Origin of the sequence: Flagellimonas sp. S3867, from assembly GCF_014698935.1 — a bacterium.
Lineage (GTDB): Bacteria > Bacteroidota > Bacteroidia > Flavobacteriales > Flavobacteriaceae > Flagellimonas.
On the sequence record NZ_JACVMN010000001.1, the window covers coordinates 445,549 to 468,509 of the forward strand.

At 38.3% G+C, this 22,961-nt stretch carries 20 protein-coding genes; 11 read left to right on the forward strand and 9 right to left on the reverse strand.

All coding sequences use genetic code 11. The features are described 5' to 3' along the window. Positions 1–5: 5 nt before the first annotated feature. Both IAG46_RS02020 and IAG46_RS02025 read left to right on the forward strand, forming a co-directional pair. Positions 6–1,163: a VWA domain-containing protein gene (locus tag IAG46_RS02020; RefSeq protein WP_190808648.1), complete on the forward strand. Its 1,158-nt coding sequence runs from the start codon at positions 6–8 to the stop codon at positions 1,161–1,163. Positions 1,164–1,203: 40 nt separating this feature from the next. Continuing rightward, positions 1,204–2,673 carry a magnesium chelatase gene (locus tag IAG46_RS02025; RefSeq protein WP_190808649.1) on the forward strand — a complete coding sequence of 490 codons (1,470 nt, stop codon included), beginning with the start codon at positions 1,204–1,206 and terminating at the stop codon, positions 2,671–2,673. A 5-nt stretch (positions 2,674–2,678) separates the two neighbouring features. On the opposite strand, the gene IAG46_RS02030 is transcribed toward IAG46_RS02025, so the two are convergent. Then, the gene (locus tag IAG46_RS02030) at positions 2,679–3,161 is read right to left on the reverse strand and encodes a hypothetical protein (RefSeq protein WP_190808650.1); all 483 of its coding nucleotides are present in this window, start codon (positions 3,159–3,161) and stop codon (positions 2,679–2,681) included. 214 nt (positions 3,162–3,375) lie between these two features. Here IAG46_RS02030 and IAG46_RS02035 point away from each other — a divergent pair, with 214 nt between their 5' ends. Together IAG46_RS02035 and IAG46_RS02040 are read left to right on the forward strand one after the other, a co-directional pair. Then, the gene (locus tag IAG46_RS02035; protein ID WP_190808651.1) at positions 3,376–4,251 is read left to right on the forward strand and encodes an alpha/beta hydrolase; all 876 of its coding nucleotides are present in this window, start codon (positions 3,376–3,378) and stop codon (positions 4,249–4,251) included. Continuing rightward, positions 4,238–5,035: an alpha/beta hydrolase gene (locus IAG46_RS02040; RefSeq protein WP_190808652.1), complete on the forward strand. Its 798-nt coding sequence runs from the start codon at positions 4,238–4,240 to the stop codon at positions 5,033–5,035. The genes IAG46_RS02035 and IAG46_RS02040 overlap by 14 nt, the downstream gene beginning before the upstream one ends. Here the strand turns inward: IAG46_RS02040 and cysM are convergent, their stop codons facing one another. Next, a complete protein-coding gene (gene cysM, locus IAG46_RS02045) occupies positions 5,036–5,920 on the reverse strand; it encodes a cysteine synthase CysM (protein WP_190808653.1) in 885 nt (294 codons plus the stop codon). Next, positions 5,913–6,704: a serine O-acetyltransferase EpsC gene (gene epsC / locus IAG46_RS02050; RefSeq protein ID WP_190808654.1), complete on the reverse strand. Its 792-nt coding sequence runs from the start codon at positions 6,702–6,704 to the stop codon at positions 5,913–5,915. Before epsC ends, cysM begins: the two co-directional genes overlap by 8 nt. A 93-nt stretch (positions 6,705–6,797) precedes the next feature. Between epsC and IAG46_RS02055 the strand changes: the two genes are divergently transcribed. Next, positions 6,798–7,478 (forward strand): DUF2461 domain-containing protein, encoded by a 681-nt coding sequence (locus tag IAG46_RS02055; RefSeq protein WP_190808655.1) that lies wholly within the window; start codon positions 6,798–6,800, stop codon positions 7,476–7,478. Here the strand turns inward: IAG46_RS02055 and IAG46_RS02060 are convergent. Then, positions 7,470–7,877 (reverse strand): glyoxalase, encoded by a 408-nt coding sequence (locus tag IAG46_RS02060; RefSeq protein WP_190808656.1) that lies wholly within the window; start codon positions 7,875–7,877, stop codon positions 7,470–7,472. The genes IAG46_RS02055 and IAG46_RS02060 overlap by 9 nt on opposite strands. A 127-nt stretch (positions 7,878–8,004) precedes the next feature. Between IAG46_RS02060 and IAG46_RS02065 the strand changes: the two genes are divergently transcribed. Beyond that, complete coding sequence (locus IAG46_RS02065; protein WP_190808657.1) at positions 8,005–8,904, forward strand: DUF72 domain-containing protein; 900 nt, start codon at positions 8,005–8,007, stop codon at positions 8,902–8,904. On the opposite strand, the gene IAG46_RS02070 is transcribed toward IAG46_RS02065, so the two are convergent. Together IAG46_RS02070 and IAG46_RS02075 are read right to left on the reverse strand one after the other, a co-directional pair. Next, positions 8,901–9,752, reverse strand: coding sequence for a phosphatidylserine decarboxylase (locus IAG46_RS02070; RefSeq protein WP_190808658.1), 852 nt, complete (start codon positions 9,750–9,752; stop codon positions 8,901–8,903). The genes IAG46_RS02065 and IAG46_RS02070 overlap by 4 nt on opposite strands. Positions 9,753–9,919: 167 nt before the next feature. After that, positions 9,920–11,191, reverse strand: a complete 1,272-nt coding sequence (locus tag IAG46_RS02075) for a dipeptidase (RefSeq protein WP_190808659.1) — start codon at positions 11,189–11,191, stop codon at positions 9,920–9,922. A 123-nt stretch (positions 11,192–11,314) separates the two neighbouring features. On the opposite strand from IAG46_RS02075, the gene IAG46_RS02080 reads away from it, so the two are divergent. After that, positions 11,315–12,133 (forward strand): hypothetical protein, encoded by an 819-nt coding sequence (locus IAG46_RS02080; RefSeq protein WP_190808660.1) that lies wholly within the window; start codon positions 11,315–11,317, stop codon positions 12,131–12,133. 21 nt (positions 12,134–12,154) lie between these two features. Continuing rightward, the gene (locus IAG46_RS02085) at positions 12,155–12,514 is read left to right on the forward strand and encodes a hypothetical protein (protein ID WP_190808661.1); all 360 of its coding nucleotides are present in this window, start codon (positions 12,155–12,157) and stop codon (positions 12,512–12,514) included. Positions 12,515–12,961: 447 nt separating this feature from the next. On the opposite strand, the gene IAG46_RS02090 is transcribed toward IAG46_RS02085, so the two are convergent. Continuing rightward, on the reverse strand, positions 12,962–13,828 hold the full coding sequence (locus tag IAG46_RS02090) for an RNA polymerase sigma factor RpoD/SigA (protein ID WP_190808662.1): 867 nt from the start codon (positions 13,826–13,828) through the stop codon (positions 12,962–12,964). A 241-nt stretch (positions 13,829–14,069) separates the two neighbouring features. On the opposite strand from IAG46_RS02090, the gene IAG46_RS02095 reads away from it, so the two are divergent. Beyond that, positions 14,070–15,581, forward strand: coding sequence for a DEAD/DEAH box helicase (locus IAG46_RS02095; protein ID WP_190808663.1), 1,512 nt, complete (start codon positions 14,070–14,072; stop codon positions 15,579–15,581). A 4-nt stretch (positions 15,582–15,585) separates the two neighbouring features. Beyond that, positions 15,586–16,821, forward strand: coding sequence for a glycosyltransferase family 4 protein (locus tag IAG46_RS02100; RefSeq protein ID WP_190808664.1), 1,236 nt, complete (start codon positions 15,586–15,588; stop codon positions 16,819–16,821). 192 nt (positions 16,822–17,013) lie between these two features. Here IAG46_RS02100 and IAG46_RS02105 read toward each other — a convergent pair whose 3' ends face one another. Both IAG46_RS02105 and IAG46_RS02110 read right to left on the reverse strand, forming a co-directional pair. After that, positions 17,014–18,642, reverse strand: a complete 1,629-nt coding sequence (locus IAG46_RS02105; protein WP_190808665.1) for a serine hydrolase — start codon at positions 18,640–18,642, stop codon at positions 17,014–17,016. Between the two features lie 153 nt (positions 18,643–18,795). Next, positions 18,796–19,767, reverse strand: coding sequence for an NAD(P)-dependent alcohol dehydrogenase (locus tag IAG46_RS02110; RefSeq protein ID WP_190808666.1), 972 nt, complete (start codon positions 19,765–19,767; stop codon positions 18,796–18,798). Positions 19,768–19,916: 149 nt separating this feature from the next. On the opposite strand from IAG46_RS02110, the gene IAG46_RS02115 reads away from it, so the two are divergent. Continuing rightward, positions 19,917–22,943 carry a carboxypeptidase-like regulatory domain-containing protein gene (locus IAG46_RS02115; protein WP_190808667.1) on the forward strand — a complete coding sequence of 1,009 codons (3,027 nt, stop codon included), beginning with the start codon at positions 19,917–19,919 and terminating at the stop codon, positions 22,941–22,943. Positions 22,944–22,961: the final 18 nt, after the last annotated feature.

Below are 22,961 nucleotides of genomic sequence, written 5' to 3' on the forward strand. Positions count from 1 at the left end.
ATGTAATGGCTATGAATACAAGAAAAGGGTTTCGTTTCACTACTTACGAAGCGCCCGACCAAACCCCTTTTGAAAAGCTCTTTGAGATTTTTCAAGAACTCATTACCCATACTTCTGGTGACGTTGAAGAGGCGTTGGATTGGCTCAGGGAACTTGATAAAGAATATGAGCTTACCGATGACGACTATACAATTGATGACTTTATCGAGGATTTAAAAGCAAAGGGTTTTATCCGTGAAGAATTTGATGCCGATGGACAGCAGGACAATGGAGAAGAAGATGGTGAAGACGGCGGCAATGGCAATCTTTCCATTACGGCTAAGCTTGAACGTATGTTGAGGCAACGAGCTCTTGACCAAATTTTTGGCAAATTAAAACGAAGCGGGGCAGGAAATCATAAAACCGGAAAGTCGGGTAGGGGCGATGAGCACACTGGAGAGTTTCGGGAATATCGGTTTGGAGATTCATTGGAGCATATCTCGATGACCGAAAGCCTAAAAAATGCACAGATCAATCATGGAATCGGAAATTTTTCCCTGAGCGAGGAGGATTTAGTTGTTGAGGACACCCAATACAAGGCCCAGATGAGTACTGTTTTGATGATTGATATCAGCCACAGCATGATTCTTTATGGAGAAGACCGGATAACTCCTGCGAAAAAAGTGGCAATGGCACTTGCCGAGTTAATTACCACCCGGTATCCGAAGGATACTCTGGATATTTTGGTCTTTGGAAACGATGCCTGGCCCATTCCTATCAAAGATTTACCCTATTTAAAGGTAGGTCCCTACCATACCAATACGGTTGCGGGACTTCAGCTCGCTATGGACATGTTGCGAAGAAAGCGGAACACCAACAAGCAGATTTTTATGATTACCGATGGCAAGCCTTCCTGTTTACGACTTCCCAATGGAGACTATTATAAAAACAGTGTCGGGCTGGACGATTATATCGTCGAAAAATGTTATGCCATGGCACAACAGGCTAGAAAATTGCATATACCCATAACCACCTTTATGATCGCCCAAGACCCATATCTAATGCAATTTGTAAGAGAGTTTACCAAAGCAAATAAGGGGAAGGCCTTTTATACAGGTTTAAAGGGTTTGGGTGAAATGATTTTTGAAGATTACGAACAAAATAGAAGAAAGCGAATCAAATAATTTGTGCAATTAGTAAAATTCGTGTCAACATAAGCTATTAATGAAAATGAATCATATCAACATAAAAAATCTGGGGCAACTAAAAGCCTCCGGATATCAGAGTAAAAGCATTAAAGATGAACTTCGGGAGAACCTTCTTCAAAAATTATCGAAAGGGGAAGAGACATTTCCTGGAGTGTGGGGTTATGAAAATTCAGTGATTCCAGAGTTAGAACGGGCAATACTCTCCAGACACAATATTAATCTTTTAGGCTTACGTGGTCAGGCAAAAACACGATTGGCCCGGTTGATGGTGCAATTACTGGATGAATGGATTCCCATTGTTGAGGGATCAGAGGTGCATGACGACCCTTTTGAGCCCATATCGCGATATGCAAACGAACTTATAAAAGAAAAAAGTGATGAAACTCCAATAAGCTGGATACACAGAGAGGAACGATTTTATGAAAAATTGGCCACTCCAGATGTGACCGTAGCCGATTTGATTGGAGATGTAGACCCTATAAAGGCGGCCAATCTTAAGCTTTCATATGCAGATGATAGGGTGATTCATTTCGGAATGATTCCACGTGCAAATCGATGCATTTTCGTAATAAATGAACTTCCCGACCTTCAAGCAAGAATTCAAGTAGCATTATTTAATATACTGCAAGAAGGCGATATACAAATTAGGGGATTCAAACTACGACTTCCTTTGGACCTTCAATTTGTGTTTACCGCAAATCCAGAAGATTATACCAATAGAGGAAGTATTGTTACTCCACTTAAGGACAGGATTGGCTCACAAATCCTTACACATTACCCGGAAGATATTGAAACCGCCAAAAGAATTACAAAGCAGGAGGCCTTACTAGATAAAAGACAGTCAGATGCCGTATATGTGCCAGAAATTGCTTTGGATGTGTTAGAACAAATCAGTTTTGAGGCTAGAAATAGCGAATACGTAGATGCAAAGAGCGGGGTAAGTGCGCGTATGAGCATTACAGCATTTGAAAACCTGTTAAGTACCGCCGAGCGAAGGATAATTAAATCCGGGGATAAGAAAACAACGGTTCGCTTAACGGATTTCATGGGTGTTGTCCCTTCCATAACCGGGAAAATTGAATTGGTTTATGAGGGAGAGCAGGAGGGAGCGGGTTCTGTAGCTGAAAATCTCGTAGAGGAAGCTATCAAAACATTGTTTTCCAATTATTTCCCGAAAATTGATAAACTGCAACGCAAAGATGCCGAAACTGTTTATGATGATTTGATAAGTTGGTTCTTTGAAGTGCAAGGGTTTGAGCTTCTTGATGAGGACACGGATACTGAATATCGTAAGAAATTGGATTCCGTACCTCCTTTAAGCCGACTTTTAGAAGAGTATCAACCGGACGTTCCCAAAGAAGATTCATATTTCATAAAAGAACTTTTGCTTTGGGGACTTGTGGCCCATAAAAAATTAAGCAAACATAGATTTGTGAAAGGAGTTCAATTCAAAGATCTATACGGAAGTTACATTCGGGACCTATAAACCTATTACTGCCAAACATTAAGATTGTTGTTGTAGTCGTCAAACTTATAGGCTCCAACCAATCTTTTTCTATACCAAAATGACAATAAGGTCAATGGTGTCAGTAGAGTATAAAGCACTAAGGTTATTATGCTTATTGGCCTGAAAGTGGTTGGTAATACGTGCTCCTGAAATTGGGAATAGGAGTTCACCACCATTGCACTGTCATAAATTTTGAAAAGGTAAACTATCAAAATTGCATAAACGGCATATTCTAAATTACGCATTTTAGGGTCCGGCAATTCACCTTCGCTTATTTTAAACCAAATTACATACAGGTAAAGGAAATGGACGATTCCTAAAATGGGAATTATAAAATTGTCAGGTTTCAAAAAATAAAATCTGTTTGTATAAATGCCATAGAAGTTTAAGACAATCAACACTAACAGGGTGAAAAATATAATCAAATTGACGCTCTTCCAATTGAATATTTTAAGAAGTATGCCCATTTTTTAAAGATTTGGAGTTTAATTATGCTGTAAAGAAAAAGATTACATCTTGCGTGATTAAAATATTTCGATATAGGGGATACTATACTAGATTATTGGAATAGAAAGGCCGGTTTTTGCTATTTCATCAATTTAATAAGCCCATTGTACCTAAATATAAATCCCTTCCGCAGCCAAATGCTATTTTTTCGTATTTTGTGTGAAACCTTTGGTTATGAAAGATTGGCTTTTGATAATTCTGATTATACTGGCGGTGTATGTCTTCTTAAGTGTTTTGCTGTATATATTTCAGGATCGATTCCTATTTAAACCTGAAAAACTACCAAAAGATTTTCAGTTCGATTATACCAATCAGGAAATTGAGGAATATAATGTGGAGACCAGGGATGGTGCCGTAATCAATGGAGTAAGATTCAAGGCAAAGACTCCCAAGGGGGTTGTCTTTTATCTAAAGGGTAATTCAAAAAGTATAAAAGGTTGGGGCAAATTTGCTGTGGATTTCACTCGGCACGGTTATGATGTGATCATGGTAGATTATCGGGGATTCGGCAAAAGTACGGGCCGAAGAACCCAAAAGGCCGTTAAACGTGACATGCAGGTAATCTATAATAAAATAAAGGACAACGTCACAGAAAAATATATCATTCTGTATGGACGTTCACTCGGTTCTGGATTTGCAACAAAGTTGGCGTCCATGAATAATCCAAGAATGCTGATTTTGGATGCACCCTATTATAGTTTGAGCAAGGTGGCAAAAAAGTTTATTCCGTTTATGCCATTATCATTATTGATAAAATTCCCGATGCCAACCTACAAATGGCTCAAATACGTTAATTGTCCCATCCATATTATTCATGGTACCGACGACAAGTTGATTCCATATAAAACCAGTGTAAAACTATCCAAGATCAAGCCAGACCGCACCAAACTCTATACGGTGATAGGAGGTGGACACAAGAATTTGAACAACTTTGAATCTTATCATAAAATGTTATCTGAAATTATACATTCACGCCCTAAAAAGATTGATTTAGAGGGATCTAGCATCGATGTTGTCCATACCTCAAAGCGCGCCAATGCGAAAGCTTAAACGGATAGTTCTTTTAGTTTTAACCTTTTTGACCCTATTTGTTACCATGGTTTATTTTCTTCAGGAAAAACTCATTTTTTTACCTACTACGCTTCCAACGGACTACAGCTACTCTTTTGATAAGGATTTTAGTGAATTTTTCCTCGATGCCCCGGATGGAGCAAGATTAAACGCGCTTCAGTTTCATGTGAAAAGCCCAAAAGGTCTCATTTTGTATTTCCATGGAAATGCCGGAGACTTGTCGCGCTGGGGAAAAATTGTAGAGCCATTTTCCGATTTAGGATATGAAGTGTTGATCATGGATTATCGTAGTTATGGCAAAAGCAAGGGTAGACTAAGTGAAAATGCACTTCATGGCGATGCCCAACTATTTTATGATTACGCAAGAGAGAAATTTGGAGAAGACCAAATTGTGGTTCTAGGTCGTTCACTTGGAGCGAGCATCGCCACTAAGGTTGCCTCAAACAATAATCCTCGAAAGCTTATTTTGGAAACCCCATTTTACAGTTTGCTCGATGTGGCCCAGGAACGTTTTCCGTTTCTGCCAGTGCGGCTTTTGCTGAAATATAAATTTAGATCTTCCAACTATATACAAAACGTTTCATCCCCACTACGAATTTTTCATGGCACTGCGGACAATGTGGTACCATACGAGTCGGGAACCAAGCTTTTTGATGCCGCTCCTATAGCCGATAAAAAGTTTTACACCATTGAAAATGGAGGACATAATGACTTGGCAACTTTTGAATCCTATCAAAAGGCGATTCAAAAAGAATTGGAATAGTTATATAAAAAGGTCAGACGACAAATACCGATCTCCCCGATCGCATACAACGGAAACAATAGTACCGCTTTGAAGTGATTCTGCTAATCGCAGTGCCACTGTTGCAGCTCCACCACTACTTACCCCGGCAAAAATACCTTCTTCCTTGGCCAAGCGTTTAGCCATTTCTTCCGCTTCGGTTTGACTGACCTCCATAACAGTGTCAACCTTTTTGGGGTTGAAGATTTTAGGAAGATATTCCTCGGGCCATTTTCGAATACCTGGAATTCTGGAATCATCAGTTGGTTGTACGCCAACAATTTGCACATCTTTATTTTGTTCCTTTAAATAGGTAGAAGTGCCCATAATGGTGCCCGTGGTGCCCATACTCGATACAAAATGGGTGATTTCGCCATTCGTGTCCTTCCAGATTTCAGGTCCGGTGGTTTTATAATGCGCTTGCCAATTGTCGTTGTTGGCAAACTGGTTCAACATCTGGTATCCGTCATTCATTACTTTAGCTTCTGCATAATCACGTGCGCCTTCTATACCTATGTCAGATGAAGTCAAAGTCACTTTGGCTCCATATGCCTTCATAGTCTGTACCCTTTCTTTTGTCGAATTTTCTGGCATGACCAACTCTATATCCAGTCCAAAAACTCCCGCAATCATGGCCAATGCGATTCCGGTGTTCCCACTAGTGGCTTCTATTAATTTGGAATTGGTATTAAAATCTCCCCGCTCCAATCCACTTTTTATCATGTTGTAAGCAGGTCTATCTTTCACACTACCTCCGGGATTGTGTCCTTCAAGCTTAAAATATAATTTGACATTGGAATTGGTATTCAAAACACGGGATTCCACTAGTGGTGTATTCCCGATAAGGTCTAGAATGCTTTTAGACATTTGTAGGCGTTTTTATTTTGATTTCAGGAGTATGAAATACTGTTGAATTTGCGGGTACAGAATCAGTGATCCAAGCATTTCCACCAATTACGGAGTTTTCACCGATTACGGTTTCCCCACCCAAAATGGTGGCATTGGCATAAATAGTGACGTTAGACATAATGGTAGGGTGCCTTTTGGTCTTTTGCAGGCTCTTTGCAACATAAAGTGCACCTAAGGTAACTCCTTGATAAACTTTTACGTTGTCGTGTATCACAGCCGTCTCGCCAATTACAACACCTGTCGCATGGTCGATAAAGAACGAATTACCAATTTGAGCTCCTGGGTTGATGTCCACACCTGTTTGTCGGTGTGCATATTCTGTCATTAATCGGGGAACCAACGGAAACCCTCTTATATACAGTTCGTGCGCCAAGCGGTAGATTGCAATAGCATAAAACCCAGGATAAGCCATATATATTTCCTGAATTGAAAGGGATGCAGGGTCACATTTTAAGATGGCTTCTGCATCTAGGTTCAATTTTTCCAATATTTCGGGAAGCTTCGCTACATAATTTTCCCAAACCTTACTGCACGGTCTCTTTAGTTCCCAACAGGCTAAATCTACCAATCGGTTAAACTTTTCTTCGAGGACTTCCAAGTTTTCAGCTACCGGAGTGTTAACATCGAACAAAGTATAGAAAAGTGTATTGGTAAAGTCTTCTGTTTCTTGTTTTAATCTATAGTCTAAATAGGGTTGTTTTTTGTGCCTATTCAATTCTGAGATGATTTTTTCCTTATCCATATCCGAAATAAAGTTTAAAAATAGCCAAATGGTTACCACTCAGATAAAGAAATGGCTAACTTTAGCTAAAAAATAACACATCATCGTTGTACTGTGAATAATACCCTAATAACTAAAGACGCGTTTGGCATATTAAAGGAATTGGCCAAGAACAATAACAAGGAATGGTTTGAGAAGAACAAACCTATTTTTAAACAACACGAAGTAGGTGTCAAGTCATTTTTTCTTGCTTTGCAAGAACACTTGGATGTGCATGATGAAATTGAAAAGATGAAAATGTTTCGAATCTACCGGGATGTTCGCTTTTCAAAAGATAAAACCCCTTACAAAACGCATTTTGCAGCATCTTTTTCTAGGCTGGGAGCAAGGCTTCGGGGTGGCTACTACCTTCAATTAAGACCTGGTGGAAGTTTTGCCGCTACAGGATTTTGGGGACCTGAAAAGGAAGATTTATTCCGGATTCGAAAAGAATTTGAAATGGACGCTACGGAGTTTCGAAATGTGATCAATGAAAAGTCCTTTAAACAGATTTGGGGAGATTTAGTAGGGGAAGAGGTCAAGACCGCTCCAAAAGGATTTGATAAGGAACACCCCAATATTGATTTGATCAAGAGAAAACAATTCATTTTTGTCCGTAATTTTACGGACAGCCAAGTGCATTCAAAAGATTTCCTACAAGAAGTGGACAAGTCTTTTAAAGCGATTAGGCCTTACTTTGATTTAATGAGTGATGTTCTGACCACGAATTTAAACGGAGAATCTTTGCTAGACTAACACTTCTGCCTCCAAAAGTTGCACCTGATCCTTAAGTCGTTCTACCACGATATTCATCATTCGCTTGTTCAGTGCAGATGAGTTTTGGATGTATATTTGATATTCTTCGACGGCGAACTGACCTATAACCATTCCCTTAAGGGAATTTCTGAATTTGATATCCTTTTGGATTGAATTTTCAATGTACTCCATCCGCTTTTCCAATGTCAACTCATAGAATGCGCTCTTGTGTTTTCGGATATAGTTTTTAAAAACTTCTAGGAAGAGCGGGTTCTGAAGCTTGATTATTGGACGCAAAGTTTGGTTTTGAAAACGCTCGTCAGAGCTCATATCATCATGCAAAAGACTTTGTTTAAGCTCAGGTCTGATGCCCTTGAGGTAATTGGATCTTGAATCCATGGCCGTAAGTTTCCCTTAAAATTACATAATCATAATACCGACATATCTCGAGGTGATTTTAGTTTTTAACGATGTTATGAACAGCCTGTATTTATTCATAACTTAGTCTCTTCCTAAAAAACGACACATGAAATTTGGAAAGGTTGAGCATCCAGAGTTAATTGATTTTACCATCCCGCAAGACCATCCCGAAACGGAGGTGGTGCTCTCTAAAAACAAGACCAATACCATACCTAACATCTATGTGGGGTGTGCGAAGTGGAACCGACAAGACCTTAAAAATTTCTATCCAAGGGGCACCAAGGATGAGTTGGTTTATTATTCTTCCCAATTCAATAGTATAGAACTGAACGCGACCTTCTACCGGATTTTTCCTGCGGAACAGTATCAAAAATGGTATGATAAAACCCCGGAAGGATTCAAGTTTTTTCCGAAAATGATTCAAAATGTGAGCCATTTGCGTCGATTGAATGATAAGGTTTACGAAATAACCGACAGCTATCTTGAAGTCACTTCTTTATTAAAAGAAAAGCTGGGAACCATTTTTCTTCAGATGCACAATAATTTTGGTCCCAAGAATTGGGACAGAGTAGTTCGTTTTGTTGAATATTGGCCTAAAGAATTTCCTTTGGCCCTGGAGTTCCGTCATACAGATTGGTTCAACGATGAAAAGGTGGCTCAAGAGCTATACCATTTATTGCAAGAGAACAATATGGTCAATGTTTTGGTTGATACAGCGGGTAGAAGGGATTTAATGCATATGCGTTTGACCAACAACGAAGCTTTTGTGCGTTACGTAGGAGCCAATCACAAATCGGATTATCCTAGGTTGGATGATTGGGTAGACCGTATAGCTTCATGGAAAGATAAAGGGCTTGAGAACATACACTTTTTTGTACACCAAAATTTGGAACTCGAATCTCCTTTATTATCCGCATATTTTTTAGAAAAATTGAATAAAAAACTAGGTTCCCAGCTTATCATACCGAGTACCTTGAACAAGGCAAAACCAGATACATTGTTTTAATACGGTATGCCAACCTCTACGAAAGTATTCTTTGTGTGATGTTTGGGAGGAACTGGTGCCGCCATGCAGCAGGTAGAACCCAAATAGAAAAGAGACAGCTCTTGAAGTTTAACTACTTTGTTTCCTTCCGAAATACCTTTTGCCAATTTAATGGTTCCCACCGCCGGTCCACCAACAATGGACAAATACCAGGTTTTACCATTACCATCAACAATATCGATATTATAGCGTTCATTTCTAAATGCAGGCAAAGAAGGATTTTCTTTATAAATCCAAGGGCGCAATACTACCAAATCCCCAGGAACATGCTGAATTCTAGTTATGGTCCCATCAATCGGGGCATGGATACGGTGGTAATTCTTGTTGTGTAAAAATACATTGGTGAACGTATAATCTTTAGGAATTTGTTTATCATCAACACCAAAGACAGCCGCAACTGTTCTTATATCAGATTTTATAGATACCAAACGCAAATTATCTATATGGTCCTCATCACATAAAAGTCCTTCACAGGGCCAAACATATGGGCTATCTATTTTGGGAAGAGTTTTAAATTCCCTTATGAAAAAGTCTTGAAAACATTCAAAATCATTCTTGCCGTGAGGCGGTTTAAACTTTTCCAAATAGTTTTTATCAGAATAATTTAATCGAACGTAGGGTTCAATGATGCTTTTGGAAATAGGCTTGTTGTAAAAGGAACTATACCATGCGGAAATGGCCCTTTGCAAATTACTGGGAATGTTTCCCCAAAGGTCCACAGATAAAAATTTGTAGAGTTTGGCCCGCCATTTGGGAACTTTAAAAACAGTAAAACTTGGGTCGGAGTAGTAGCTGGTTATGACCTCCATGATTATTCGTTGATTTAGATTGACCCTTGAATTTATGGTTATGAAATTTTATAAGCCAACGAATTAAGAAAAGTTTATTTTTTGATTAACAAAATTTATAATAATGCAGAAAATGTTGTTAAAATTAAAATGTGTAGAAAAACTACAAGTGCTTTGATATATGAACCCTAGTTGGTTGTTGCAGCTATGCGTTGTACTTCATCCAAAACCCGTAGTAAGTTTTCGCCCCAAAGTTTTGCGATGTCTTCTTCGGAGTATCCACGCTTAACCAATTCTTGGGTAACATTAAGCGTCTCAGAAGCATCAGACCAGCCTTCGATACCGCCTCCGCCATCAAAATCCGAACTAATCCCTACGTGATCAATACCTATAAGTTTAACCATATAATCGATGTGATCAACAAGGTCGGTAACACCAACTTGTGCAGGAGCGTCTGCAATTTTAGCAACTTTTTCATCACCCAGCTTAGTGACTTTTGGGTAGTTTTCCATGTACTCTTCTTGCTCTGCCTTATCAAGTGATGCGAAGTCCGAACGCTCATACCAATTAACTTCAAGAGAATCTGCGACTTCTTGATAAATTTCTTTCATATAAGCTGCCCGTTTTTCATGCTTTTCGGTATTTAAATATGAGCTGAATGCAACGGTTTGAACAACTCCACCGTTTTTCTTTAAGGCCAATAGTTGCTCATCATCCAGATTCCTGCTATGATCACATAAGGCTCTTGCCGAAGAATGAGAAGCAATTATGGGTGCTTTTGAGAGTTCGGCCATCTGCATCATCGATGCTTTTGAAGGATGTGAAATATCAATCATTATTCCAAGCCTATTCATCTCTTTTACAGCGTCTTTTCCAAGTTCACTTAAACCATTGTGAAGCCAGGTATCATCACTTTCCCCCGTATTGGAATCGCAAAATTGACTGTGCCCGTTATGCGATAGTGAAATATATCGAGCACCTCGTTGGTGATATTCCTCAAATTTAGAAAGGTCTTCCCCAATCGGATAGGCATTTTCGACACCGATCATGGCCACTTTTTTTCCCGACGCAACAATGCGTCTAACATCTTCTGATGTTAATGCCAATTCAATTTGGTCAGGAGCATATTCTTTACACAATCTATGAATGGCTTCAAACTTAGAAATGGCATTGTCAGATGCCTTGGCATATCCATCTGCATTTAGCGAATCTTGGCCGGTATAAACGATTAACCAAGCGACATCGAGTCCTCCAGCAATCATTTTTGGTAAATTAACCTGGGTATTGAGGTTTTGTGTGTAATTGATGCTATCGGTAAAGTTTTTCACATTGATGTCATCATGGGTATCTATCGTGATGACATTTTGATGGATTCGCTTAGCTTTTTCCTCCAAGTTTTCTGCTTTTTTAGCGCATGAAAATAGTAACAAAGTGCCCAATAAAATAGGTAAATGCTTCATGACGGTTGGTTTATACATACAAATAAAGCAATTTGACAACAAAATGGCCGTACTATAGAACAATAAATTGGATACTCTGAGCCAAATCAACACTTTTAAGTTCAACAAAAATGACAAGGAAGTTTGGGAACAAGGGAATTACTTACGTATTTGGAAAAACTGGAGATTGGTCTTAGCAATTTTTCCTACGAAGAACTCGGAACAGTAGAGGCAGGAAAACTCAAAAGATCATTCGATCAATTTAAAAATGGTTTAGAAGATAAAGTCTTTGGAGTACCTGAGATGGAACAACTGGATGTTATTTATGAGCAAATAGGTATTGAAAGCCCTAACAGATCAACAGATAACCTTTTGGAAAATGAGGCATTGGCCAAATTAGGCGATTCCGACCTGTTTATATCATTACTTTCCCTGTTGAAGAAAACAAATTTGGGTCCAAAACAACAAGAAATTGTTAATGCAATGACTGTGGTAAGTCAACGTCTGGTAAAACCTGATGCTCTTGCTTCAACACAACAATTTGATAAATCAAATAGTTCTTCCTCCAATACGCAGCGTATCGAAAGAAATTTTGCATCTTTTCTACAAACTGATAAGGTAAACTTGAAACCTGTGCTTACGGAATGTATGGGCCAAATGGAGCTTTTAGAAGAACTAATCCGTTTATATAAGCAAAATATCTTAGAGTTTATCGGCAGTGTAAAAGTGCACATGCAGACCAAAAACTTTAGAGGGGTGGATTTTGCCTGTCAAAAAATACAGCCCTGTCTTAGAATGATGAAAACCGTGAGTTTGTTAGAAATCACGGAACAAATGATCAATGTTTGCAACACAGACAATGATCTTAAATATCTCAAGTTTCTATATAGCCAATTCTTGGTTGAATTTCCAAAAGTGGACGAATTGGTTGATTTTGAAATAGAAGTACTACGCAATATGTAAAAAACCAAACCCCAACATAGCATGAAAGATTATAGTCTCCCTGAGTACCATCAGAGCATCTTTCATCAGTTGTTTGAACACGCTTCTGACCAAGATTGCAAACTAATTTTACTTAACCAGATTTTAGAAATCGGTGACGAAAAAGAAATTCCATTGTTATTGGAATTGGAAAATAGTCCTGAACCGAGGGTAAGTCAAAAAGCCACCAAAATTAAACAGCAATTGCTGTACAAATTCGATGTGTCGGTATCAACAGTAAAAAAGTTACTGCCCATGAGCTTGTGCTTTTTATACGATGAATTCGACATCAGACCATCCAAATTCAATCCAAGTGCTGGTGTAGATTTCGATATTTCACCCGATATCTATGAAATGGAGTAGGAACAAAGACTACCTGCATGATTTATCTTACAAAAACGGATTTTGAAGATTTCACAACTTGAATGGTGAATTTCACCACAATTTATTGTTAAAGCATAATCTTTCTGTTAGGTTTACGTTATAAGTACAACCCAAATAATAAACTGCCTGTACCATGTTATACGACACCTATGGTGAAGAATATTTATCATTTCTTCACGAATTGAACGAAATTTTGAGCTCGAACGAACTTGTAGAGTTGGATTATCTATAGTAATGCCCCAAAACTATATCTTATGAAAAATCAAAACTTAGAAAACTCAGCTTATTTGAATTTTATACAGGACTTAAATGATATTTTGACAGATTTCAATATCAGTCAATTGAGTCGTCCGTAATTATTTAAAATAAAAGCGCAAAAAAAAAGGGATGTTTTTTAACATCCCTTTTTTTATTTGAATTAGCTATCTAACCTCCCAAATATGATTTTAGGATTTTACTCTTTGAAGTATGCCTAAGTTTTCTGATTGCTTTTTCCCGAATCTGCCGTACCCGTTCACGCGTTAGGTCAAATGTACTTCCAATTTCTTCTAGTGTCATAGATTGTTGGTCCCCAATTCCGTAGTACAAACGCACTACATCAGCTTCCCTGGGAGAAAGGGTTTCAAGCGCCCTGTTGATTTCCGTATATAGGGACTGGTGCATTAACTCACGGTCCGGTTTTGGAGATTCATTGGAATTTAATACATCATACAAACTGGATGTTTCGCCTTCCTTTAAAGGAGCGTCCATAGAAACATGCCTCCCAGTATTCTTTAAAGATTGTTTAACCTCATCTACTGTCATATCAAGCTCTTTGGCAATTTCCTCCGGAGAAGGGGGTCGCTCATGGGCCTGTTCCAAATAAGAAAAGGTTTTTTTGATTTTATTTATAGAGCCAATTTTGTTCAACGGCAACCGTACTACCCTTGATTGTTCTGCCAATGCCTGAAGAATAGACTGCCTGATCCACCAAACCGCGTAAGAAATAAACTTAAAACCGCGTGTTTCGTCAAATCGACGGGCGGCTTTAACCAAACCTACATTACCTTCATTAATAAGGTCGGGTAATGTCAATCCTTGATTTTGATACTGTTTGGCAACCGAAACAACAAAACGCAGGTTGGCATTTGTGAGTTTTTCCAGTGCGAGTTGATCACCTGTTCTAATGCGCTGTGCCAATTCAACCTCCTCTTGAGCTGTGATCAAGTCAATCTTACTGATGTCCTGAAGATATTTGTCAAGTGATTTGGATTCACGATTGGTTACTTGCTTAATAATTTTGAGCTGCCGCATATGAGTATTCTGTTACAGGTGGTTATAGCTTACATAATACATCATAAAAGATAATTATCCAAGTTGCGGTTGATATTATTATCAAAATGTTATAACCAGCTACAAAATATTGAGTTTTTATTTCAATTTTTCTGTTGTTGATAGTAGGTTGATATAAATAAAATCATTCCGCTTATCCATAGGATAAAAACGCCTAATTTTGTAAGGTTTGTTAGTTTCCAACAATTAATGCCGTATTTCTTTGGAATTAGAAAAAGTAGTAAGAAAAAAAACGCTATACGATTATCAACATGAAGATTTAAAGAAAATCTTCAAACATATCAATGAGCATCCACAAGGAACCAATATTTTGTACCAGCTACCGACAGGTGGGGGTAAAACTGTGGTTTTTTCCGAAATAACCCGAAAATATATCCAGGAGACGGGTAAAAAAGTTATTGTGCTCACCCACAGAATTGAGTTGAGCCTCCAGACCTCCAAAATGCTGCATGGGTTCGGTGTTAGCAACAAAATCATTAATAGTGAGGTCAAGGAACTCCATGATCAAGATGAATATACCTGCTTTGTTGCAATGGTCGAAACCTTGAACAATAGACTTCAAGAAGAAAAGGTGTCCATCAACAATATTGGTCTAGTTATAATTGATGAAGCGCACTACAATTCGTTCAGAAAGCTATTCAAGTATTTTGAAAAATCTACCATATTGGGAGTTACGGCAACACCTTTGAGTTCCAATATTAAGTTGCCCATGAAGGACCACTACAAACATCTGATTATAGGTGAGTCCATCAAATCATTGATAGAAAAGCGTTTTTTGGCCAAGGCCAATCTGTACAATTATGATGTAAGTCTACGTACCCTTAAGCTTGGAATTAATGGGGATTATACCGTAAAATCTTCCGATGAGTTCTATGGTAACCATAGTATGTTGGGCAAATTGGTCTCAGCCTATGAAGAAATTGCCAAAGGAAGCAAGACACTTATATTTAACAATGGTATAAGCACTTCACTTTATGTATACGAAACCTTCAAAAAAGCAGGTTACGACATTCGTCACCTAGATAACAAAAACACTGCCACAGAGCGACGTGAAATTTTGGATTGGTTTGCCAATACCCCAAATGCCATTCTCACTTCAGTGAGTATTCTTACCACGGGTTTTGACGAGCCAAGTGTTCAGACCATTATATTGAATAGAGCCACTAGGTCGCTAACTCTTTACTTTCAAATGATAGGTCGTGGTTCGCGTGTATTGGAGGAAAAAGATGAGTTCAGTGTTATTGACCTTGGAAACAATCTTGCAAGATTTGGACCATGGGATGCTCCTGTTGACTGGCAAGAAATTTTTCATTTTCCTGATTTTTATTTGGAAAACATTAAAAATGATGAGGATATAGAGCGCGAGTTCGTTTATGAAATGCCCGATTCCCTAAAGGCCAAATTTAGTAAATCCGAAGACATCACCTTCGATATCAAAGAGCAATATAAAAAGGTGTTTGCCAAAGGCGGAAAATCAAAACAAGTGTTGGAAATGAGTATTGAGCAGCACGCCCAAATCTGTGTAGAGAACAGTGAGGATGTTTTTGATGCAAGGATTCTGGCCAAGGAACTCAAAGAAGAGATTTCTTATCGTGTGCGCCAATATTCCTATTGCATTATGAACAATACGAAGAACTACAAGGAGTGGTTGGAAGAGGATTACGAGCGTAAGTTGCGTTCCAGTATTTCCAAAAAGTTCGCGGCTTTAATGTAGTCAGATGAAGAATTTACTGATTATCGGTTATGTCTGGCCCGAGCCAAATACAACAGCGGCCGGACATCGGATGCTTCAATTAATATATGCCCTTAAAACCTTTGGATATCAAATAACCTTCGGTTCTGCCTCGGTTAAAACGGAGTTTAGTTCAGATTTAGATGCTTTAGGAGTTAACTGTGTTTCGCTTAAATTGAATCACCATAGTTTTGACGATTTTGTAAAACAGGTGGACCCAGCTATCGTGGTGTTCGACCGATTTATGGTCGAAGAACAATTTGGTTGGCGGGTAGCTGAGTTTGCTCCAAATGCTATTCGTATTTTGAACACCGAAGATTTGCACTCATTACGAAAAACCCGTGAAGATTGTCACAAAAAAGGCATTGAATGGACTACGGGAACATGGTTAGCGAACGATAGTACCAAAAGAGAAATTGCAAGTATATATCGAAGTGACCTAACATTAATGGTTTCCACTTTTGAAATGGATTTGCTCACAGAAAAGCTAGATGTTCCCAATGTTATAGTTATGCATCTTCCTTTCATGTTGGAAAACGTGACCAAGGAGCAACAAAAATGGCCTAGTTATGAAGGACGACAGGATTTCATTACCTACGGAAACGGGAAACATGCCCCTAACGTAGATTCCATTAAATATCTTAAGGAATCGATATGGCCACTGATTCGAAAAGTATTACCACAAGCCAATTTAAAGATTTATGGTGCTTATCTTCCTCAGCAAATTCAACAAATGCATAACCCCAAAGAAGGTTTTCATGTTTTGGGATGGGTTGAAAATTTGGATGCAGAAATCCAGAAAGCTCGGATTTGTTTGGCTCCGCTTCGGTTTGGGGCCGGAATCAAAGGTAAATTAGTAGATGCCATGAGAAATGGTGCTCCAACTGTTACCACACCCATAGGAGCGGAGGGCATGCATGGTAAATTACCTTGGAATGGAAGCATTGTTGATGATACAGTCGTGTTTGCCGAGGATGCGATTGCGCTATACCAAAATAAAGAACAATGGGAACAGGCTCAATCCAATGCAATTCGAATTCTTAATGAATTTTATAACAAAACCTTACTTGAAGAAAGGTTGAGAAAAACTATTGAAGCTATGGAATTAGACTTACCAGCACATAGAAACCTTAACTTTATCGGTCAATTGTTACAACATCAAACCGTGGGCAGCGCCAAATACATGGCCAAATGGATTGAGGAGAAGAATCGGAAAAAATAGCAGTTTCGTTATCGGTCTTGTGTATGAAATGTAGCGTGTAAAAAGACACTAACTCTTCGGATTAACACAGAGCCCAAACTTTTTATTTTGCTTTTAAAGCCAAATCTTTTGATTTGGCGGTGTTGGTAAATAGCACAAACATTTTGGAAAGCCTTTATTTACTATGTTTTATACATGTTGTTGGCAATAGTTTTATTTCAGTTTGATGAATTTGATATTATCTATATTTTGGCCAGACAAGACAAATCCATTTATATTTCCTTTTAGGTTAATCTGAAAGTCTAACTCCCCTAAAGGATATGCAGCATAAAAACTGTTTTCTGATAATGGATATAGGGCGATATCACCATTTGTCAAGTGCCTTGCTAGAAGATTATTCTCGATTATTAAAAGTTCATAGAAGGTATTAAACTCCTCATTCTTATAAACACCAACATACTTTTCCAATTCCTTTTTACTTAGAATAGGTGGATTTAAATTTACTTTTTCACAATGGTAGTTAAAATCTGCTATCCTCCAATCCATAGAATTAGGATAAAAAGTAAGATAAGATGTTGGACGATAAAACCATTTGAATTTTTCATCCCCAATCAAAGGAAGTGGTTTGCTATCACCATTACAGTATAGATTTTTGCCATCAGATTCAATCGTCCAATATTGCCCGGGATGTACCTTATAAACTCCTTCGAAATTCCTCAACTCTTCTTCTGTATATGATTTCTTGGTGTGCAATGGTTCTACTAAATAATCTTTTAGGTATAACTCTAATAGATCCTGCACAATTAGTAATCCATCAAAGCTTTCCTGATTTCCTAATGTGACAATTGAAAAATTATGTACTGGAACGTGTAAGATATATGCGCGATAACCACCAGTTCCACCACCATGAAATACGGTTTTAAGCCCATTGTACGTTTCAGTGAATAAACCTAAGCCATAACTCAAATCACTTTTTTTCGACAAAGAGACCGTTTTTGTTATCAAACGATTGATTTGGTTTTGAGTACCTACTTTTGGGTTTTGAAAATTAATTACCCATTTTATCAAGTCAGTTAATGTTGTATGGATGTTAGATGAGCCACACTCCATTTGTCTATTCGGATGCTCGATATAGGTACTCTCATTTTTTGCATACGCTATTGCTTTGTTGGAAACGATAGTGTTAGGGTTATCAATTACGGAAGTTTGGGTCATGTTGAGCGGTTCAAAAATCTTTTCTTTAATGACTAGTGGAAATGGCTTTTGATAGATTCTCTTCAAAATCTCGGCAAGAAGCATAAATCCCGAATTTCCGTATTGATATTGTGTGCCTGCCTCAAAATTAACTTGCTCTGTACTCAACATAGTTTTTACAGCTTGTTCATTACTAATTGGTGTTGTCAAGCCAAACCCTATCATTTCAATTAAGTCAGAGTAATTTGGTAATCCGTGAGTATGATTAGCAAGTTGTTCAATTGTTATCTTATGGGGCAGACTTTCTAATTCGGGCAAATACAGGGTAATATCATCTTGCAATGAGAGCTTTCCCTCTTCTTCTGCCTTAAGTGCTAAAAGAGCTGTGAATTGTTTAGAAACAGAGGCAATATTAAAAGCAGTTGAATCAGTTGCTGCGTATTTATTAGAAAGGTTTGCTACACCTATTGAATTTTGGTATATTATTTTACCATTGTGTACAATGCCAATTGACATGCCAGGTTCTTGAGAATTGCAATAGGATTCTAATATTGAATCTGTCTTTACAACATTTTCCGAAACTGAAATGGTTTGCGCAAAAGTTTTAGTAAATGCTAGGAGTACGAGGAGTAAGATTATCTTATTCATTTGTTCTTTTAATATTATCGCCAACGTTTTTGATATGGTCTCGTTTTAATGGGTTATATCGACCGATAACGAAGATCATGGTTTTTCCTTTCAAATTCAAGCCGAAAACTACATGGCGACCTAGGAGTTTTCAACAGAAGAAGTAAACTGCCATCAGTTCGCAACCCTAACCACAATTTTTCCTTGGTGCTTGCTTTCTCCAAAGTGTTGAATCAAATGCGGAAGTTCTTCAAATGGGTATGGTCCATCGATGAGGCATTTCAACTTATTTTGAACAAAGAGTTCTCCAATACGCTCCAACCCTTTATTGGGTTTTAAAGTCAAAATCTGAAGTTTTTTTGATGTGAATAAGGAGGAAATCTTGCTCCAAACGGCCAAGCTAAGCAATCGACCGATCCTGCCACCTACGGTAACATATGTGCCTTTTGGTGCTAGGGATTTCACATAGGAAAAGGCAGATTTATGGGTTTTGCAGTCCAGTATCACATCATAACGAATTCCATTTTTGGTAAAATCCTCTTTTTTGTAATCGAGCACATAATCAAAACCCTGTTGTTGCATTTCCCCAAGTTTTTCTCCGGAGTCAACCCCGGTAACTTCGCAGTTTTTGAGTTTGCACAATTGAAGTGCCAAAGTGCCTACGCCACCACCGGCGCCGTTGACCAATATTTTTTGACCTTCTTCTAATTTGGCCATTTCAAGGGCCTGCAAGGCCAATAATCCAGCATGGGGTAGGGCAGCAGCTTGAATATAATCCATCCCTTTTGGCATTTTTGCGATGCCATTTTCATGTACACAGACATATTCAGCAAACGTGCCAAAGCCCTTTTCAGAAATATCCCCATAAACATCATCTCCTACTTTAAAACCCTTTACATTGATTCCAACTGCATGGATTATTCCAGCCAATTCCATTCCCGGCACAGAGAATTTTGGTTTGAAAAGCCCAAAAATTAGTCGATATACCAGAGGTTTTCCGGTAACCATGCCCCAATCATAATCATTTACCGTTGTTGTTACCACTTTAATGAGCACTTCATTTGCTGCGGGAGCTGGTTTTTCCAATTCCTTTGGTTGGAGCACTTTTTCGGGTGGTCCATAGGAAGTATAAACGTAGGCTTTCATGAACAGCTTGGATTTTGTAATTTTTATAAAGTCAAAAAAATTGAAACTATACTAAAGGTAACACAATTTGATACCGACCATTGAACCTCTATTCGCATGTTTTTACTTTTGATTTTAAGAATCATTCTTTACCTTTCAGCATGTTCATAATGAAAAATATCAAGAATAATTTAGTCCTTTTTTTGTTCCTTTTGGGCTACAGCGCTATCTCACAAACCTTAATCTCAGGAAAGATTGTCGATAGGCATTCTGGTGATGCAGTTGATTTTGCCAATATCGGTATCGTAGCTAAAAACAAAGGAACGGTATCTGACTTTGATGGGAGTTTTAAAATTTCTCTTTTGGATGCTGATATTAATCAGCAAGACACCCTTCAAATATCGAGAATTGGTTTTACGACCAAAAAGTTCTCTACTAAGGATTTTCTGGAAAAAATGAATTCCAATCCCATTTTACTATTGGAATCGGTCGCTTTTGAGCTTGAAGGTATTGTAGTTAAAAGTAGTGATGCAGAAAAGAGGCGTATCGGTTATCAAAGTCGCTCCAAACGCCTTTTTGGATTTTGGAACGACAGTTTGGCCCTAGGAGGCGAACATGCGTCAAAAATCATGGTGCGAAGAGGTCCACTAAAACTGGAGGATATATCATTTAATGTGATGGCCAATATCTCTGATAGTCTTTTGGTAAGGGTAAATGTGTATGAATTGGAAAAAGGGTTGCCAGGGAAAAATATTTCCAGGGCAAATATTTTACATACCATTAAACAACGTCAAGGAACTATTTCAATCAACCTTTCCCCATACAATATTGTTGTTGATGAACATTTTGTAATTAGCCTCGAATTGCTTAAAATATATGGAGGTAAAGTGGGTATTGGCATCTCTGCCTATGACGATGGAGCCCGCTCTTACACTCGTGTAGCGAGTCAAGGAAAATGGAGAAGAATGCGCAAAGGTTTTACCATTGCTTTCCATTTAAATACCTCGTTGGTTGATGCCAACGACCCTGTGACCAATATCGCAACGTTGAAAAATAGGGAGAATCCAAACGAAATCTCACTCTTATGGGACACGTCAAGGTCAATGGAAAAAAGGGATTTTGATAATGAAATACGGTTTCTGGATGCCTATTTTAATAGGAATAAAAATTTGAAAGTAAACTTTACCCCATTCAATAATCAATGGGCAACAGCTAGAAGTTTTGAGGTCAAAAATGGAAACTGGGATGACTTAAAAACAGTATTGAAATCGACAATCCATGATGGGGGTGCAACACAATCCTTGTGGCACAACATGGAAATAACCAGTCATACCCTGCTATTTACAGATGGCAAAAATTTCCCATCAGAGTTAGGCAAAGACTGGGAGGGAGGTCCACTTTTTATTATAAATGGCAACATTAGTGCAAATCATAGATTATTAAAAGAACTTTCGGAAGATCATGGGGGTAACTATCTGAATTTGGAAAAATTGGATAGCCCGGAAACCGCTGTTGCCTTTACTCAGTACTACCTAAAAGATAATTTAGAATACCGAACTCAAAGAGATATACAAAAAAGTTCTATGATCAAAGGAAGTGTGGGAGATTTGGATTACCCATTGACAAATGTGAAGGTTCAAGTCCGAAATTCAGATAGGACCGCGAGAACAGATTCAAAAGGGAATTTTACAATTCAGGCATTTAACGGGGAGATTTTGGAGTTTTCCTATCCCGGGCGGGAGAAAGCATCCTCAGTAGTGAATACCGGCTCCAAAATGTTAAAGATCATTATGCCAATTGGAGTTACAGCTTTGAATGAAGTGGTTTTGGAAGAAAACCTGAAACTAAAAGAACTACACAAGCCCCTTAATAAGAACATCACCACTCGTTTTGGAACCTTGGATATGGAAAAAGTTGGTTTCAGTGTGAAGCAAATTGATGGGGAAAGGTTGAGCCAAACGGCTCAAACCGTCATGGAGGCATTGCAAGGCAAGTTTCCAGGGGTGAAAATAATCAGGGATTATAATAAAAATATAGACCTCGTCTTTATACGTGCAGACCCTTTACTACGTTTTCCTGCTTCATGGGATGTAGACGGACATATTTATGCTCCTGACCGCCCACCTTTTCATATAAACCTACATAATATCAAAGATATTACCATAATGCCAGCAGCATGGTCTACTGCTAGATATGGAAGATTGGCACCAGGAGGTATTATTATTATAAGGACAATAAGTAACACTTTTGATGAGATTGGAAATTCTCAAGGTAAAAAGAATGAAGCCCAAAATAAATACGCATACGACGCCATAGAATTAGCAACAGGATTATCATCCAAACCTTTGTATGCCCAGCGTATTGCCAAGGCCAAATCTGCAGAAAAAGCCTATCAGCAATATCTAGTGGAACGAAAAAACTATGGCAGCTTGCCAAGTTTTTATGTGGAGAGCAGTAAAATTTTTAATGATTACTGGAGGGACGAGTCGACGGCCCAACTCATAAATTCCAATTTAATGGAACAATTTCCTGAAGATGTCGCAACGCTCAAAATTCTGGCCTATTCCTACGAAGAAAAAGGCATGCTTGCTGATGCAGCACATGTATACAGACATATATTAGGGCAAAACAATAGTCTTCAGGTAAAAAGAGATTTGGCAAGAATAAGTAGTAAGCTTAAAAAATATGATGATGCTTGGACGTACTACAAAGGCTATGTGGGTCAACGAAATAATTTCAGCAACAAAGGATTGGACAAACTTGTCCGAAAAGAAATCTTGACATTTGTACAAAAACATGGAGATGCTGTTGGCATTGATAAAACCAAGTTCAGCAATGAAACAACGGGTGACCTAAGTTTAATTGTAGAGTGGAATGACCCTAATGCGCAATTTGAACTCCAATTTGTCAGCCCTGAGGGTCGATATTTCAATTGGAACAATGCTATTGAGCTGTCGCATAATGAAATTGTTGAAGGTAATCTTTCAACGGTTTTTGACATCGAGGAGCTGCAACAAGGTCAATGGTTGGTAAATATTACCTACTCTGGCAACCAAATCAATTTACCTACTTATCTTAAATTCACTTTAACAAATAATCGAACCGGAGAGGAAAACACCCAAATAATTACACTACGCCAACGCAACGTTAAGTATAAAGTTATGGATATTACCAATCAAGGAATGGTATTCTATTAATTGGCAAAAAGTATCCAA

Bases quoted from the DNA above. Each gene is read 5' to 3' on its own strand.
- IAG46_RS02020 (WP_190808648.1), top strand. From the start codon at position 6: ATGGCTATGAATACAAGAAAAGGGTTTCGTTTCACTACTTACGAAGCG.
- IAG46_RS02025 (WP_190808649.1), top strand. From the start codon at position 1,204: ATGAAAATGAATCATATCAACATAAAAAATCTGGGGCAACTAAAAGCC.
- IAG46_RS02030 (WP_190808650.1), bottom strand. From the start codon at position 3,161: ATGGGCATACTTCTTAAAATATTCAATTGGAAGAGCGTCAATTTGATT.
- IAG46_RS02035 (WP_190808651.1), top strand. From the start codon at position 3,376: ATGAAAGATTGGCTTTTGATAATTCTGATTATACTGGCGGTGTATGTC.
- IAG46_RS02040 (WP_190808652.1), top strand. From the start codon at position 4,238: ATGCGAAAGCTTAAACGGATAGTTCTTTTAGTTTTAACCTTTTTGACC.
- cysM (WP_190808653.1), bottom strand. From the start codon at position 5,920: ATGTCTAAAAGCATTCTAGACCTTATCGGGAATACACCACTAGTGGAA.
- epsC (WP_190808654.1), bottom strand. From the start codon at position 6,704: ATGGATAAGGAAAAAATCATCTCAGAATTGAATAGGCACAAAAAACAA.
- IAG46_RS02060 (WP_190808656.1), bottom strand. From the start codon at position 7,877: ATGGATTCAAGATCCAATTACCTCAAGGGCATCAGACCTGAGCTTAAA.
- IAG46_RS02065 (WP_190808657.1), top strand. From the start codon at position 8,005: ATGAAATTTGGAAAGGTTGAGCATCCAGAGTTAATTGATTTTACCATC.
- IAG46_RS02070 (WP_190808658.1), bottom strand. From the start codon at position 9,752: ATGGAGGTCATAACCAGCTACTACTCCGACCCAAGTTTTACTGTTTTT.
- IAG46_RS02075 (WP_190808659.1), bottom strand. From the start codon at position 11,191: ATGAAGCATTTACCTATTTTATTGGGCACTTTGTTACTATTTTCATGC.
- IAG46_RS02085 (WP_190808661.1), top strand. From the start codon at position 12,155: ATGAAAGATTATAGTCTCCCTGAGTACCATCAGAGCATCTTTCATCAG.
- IAG46_RS02090 (WP_190808662.1), bottom strand. From the start codon at position 13,828: ATGCGGCAGCTCAAAATTATTAAGCAAGTAACCAATCGTGAATCCAAA.
- IAG46_RS02100 (WP_190808664.1), top strand. From the start codon at position 15,586: ATGAAGAATTTACTGATTATCGGTTATGTCTGGCCCGAGCCAAATACA.
- IAG46_RS02105 (WP_190808665.1), bottom strand. From the start codon at position 18,642: ATGAATAAGATAATCTTACTCCTCGTACTCCTAGCATTTACTAAAACT.
- IAG46_RS02110 (WP_190808666.1), bottom strand. From the start codon at position 19,767: ATGAAAGCCTACGTTTATACTTCCTATGGACCACCCGAAAAAGTGCTC.
- IAG46_RS02115 (WP_190808667.1), top strand. From the start codon at position 19,917: ATGAAAAATATCAAGAATAATTTAGTCCTTTTTTTGTTCCTTTTGGGC.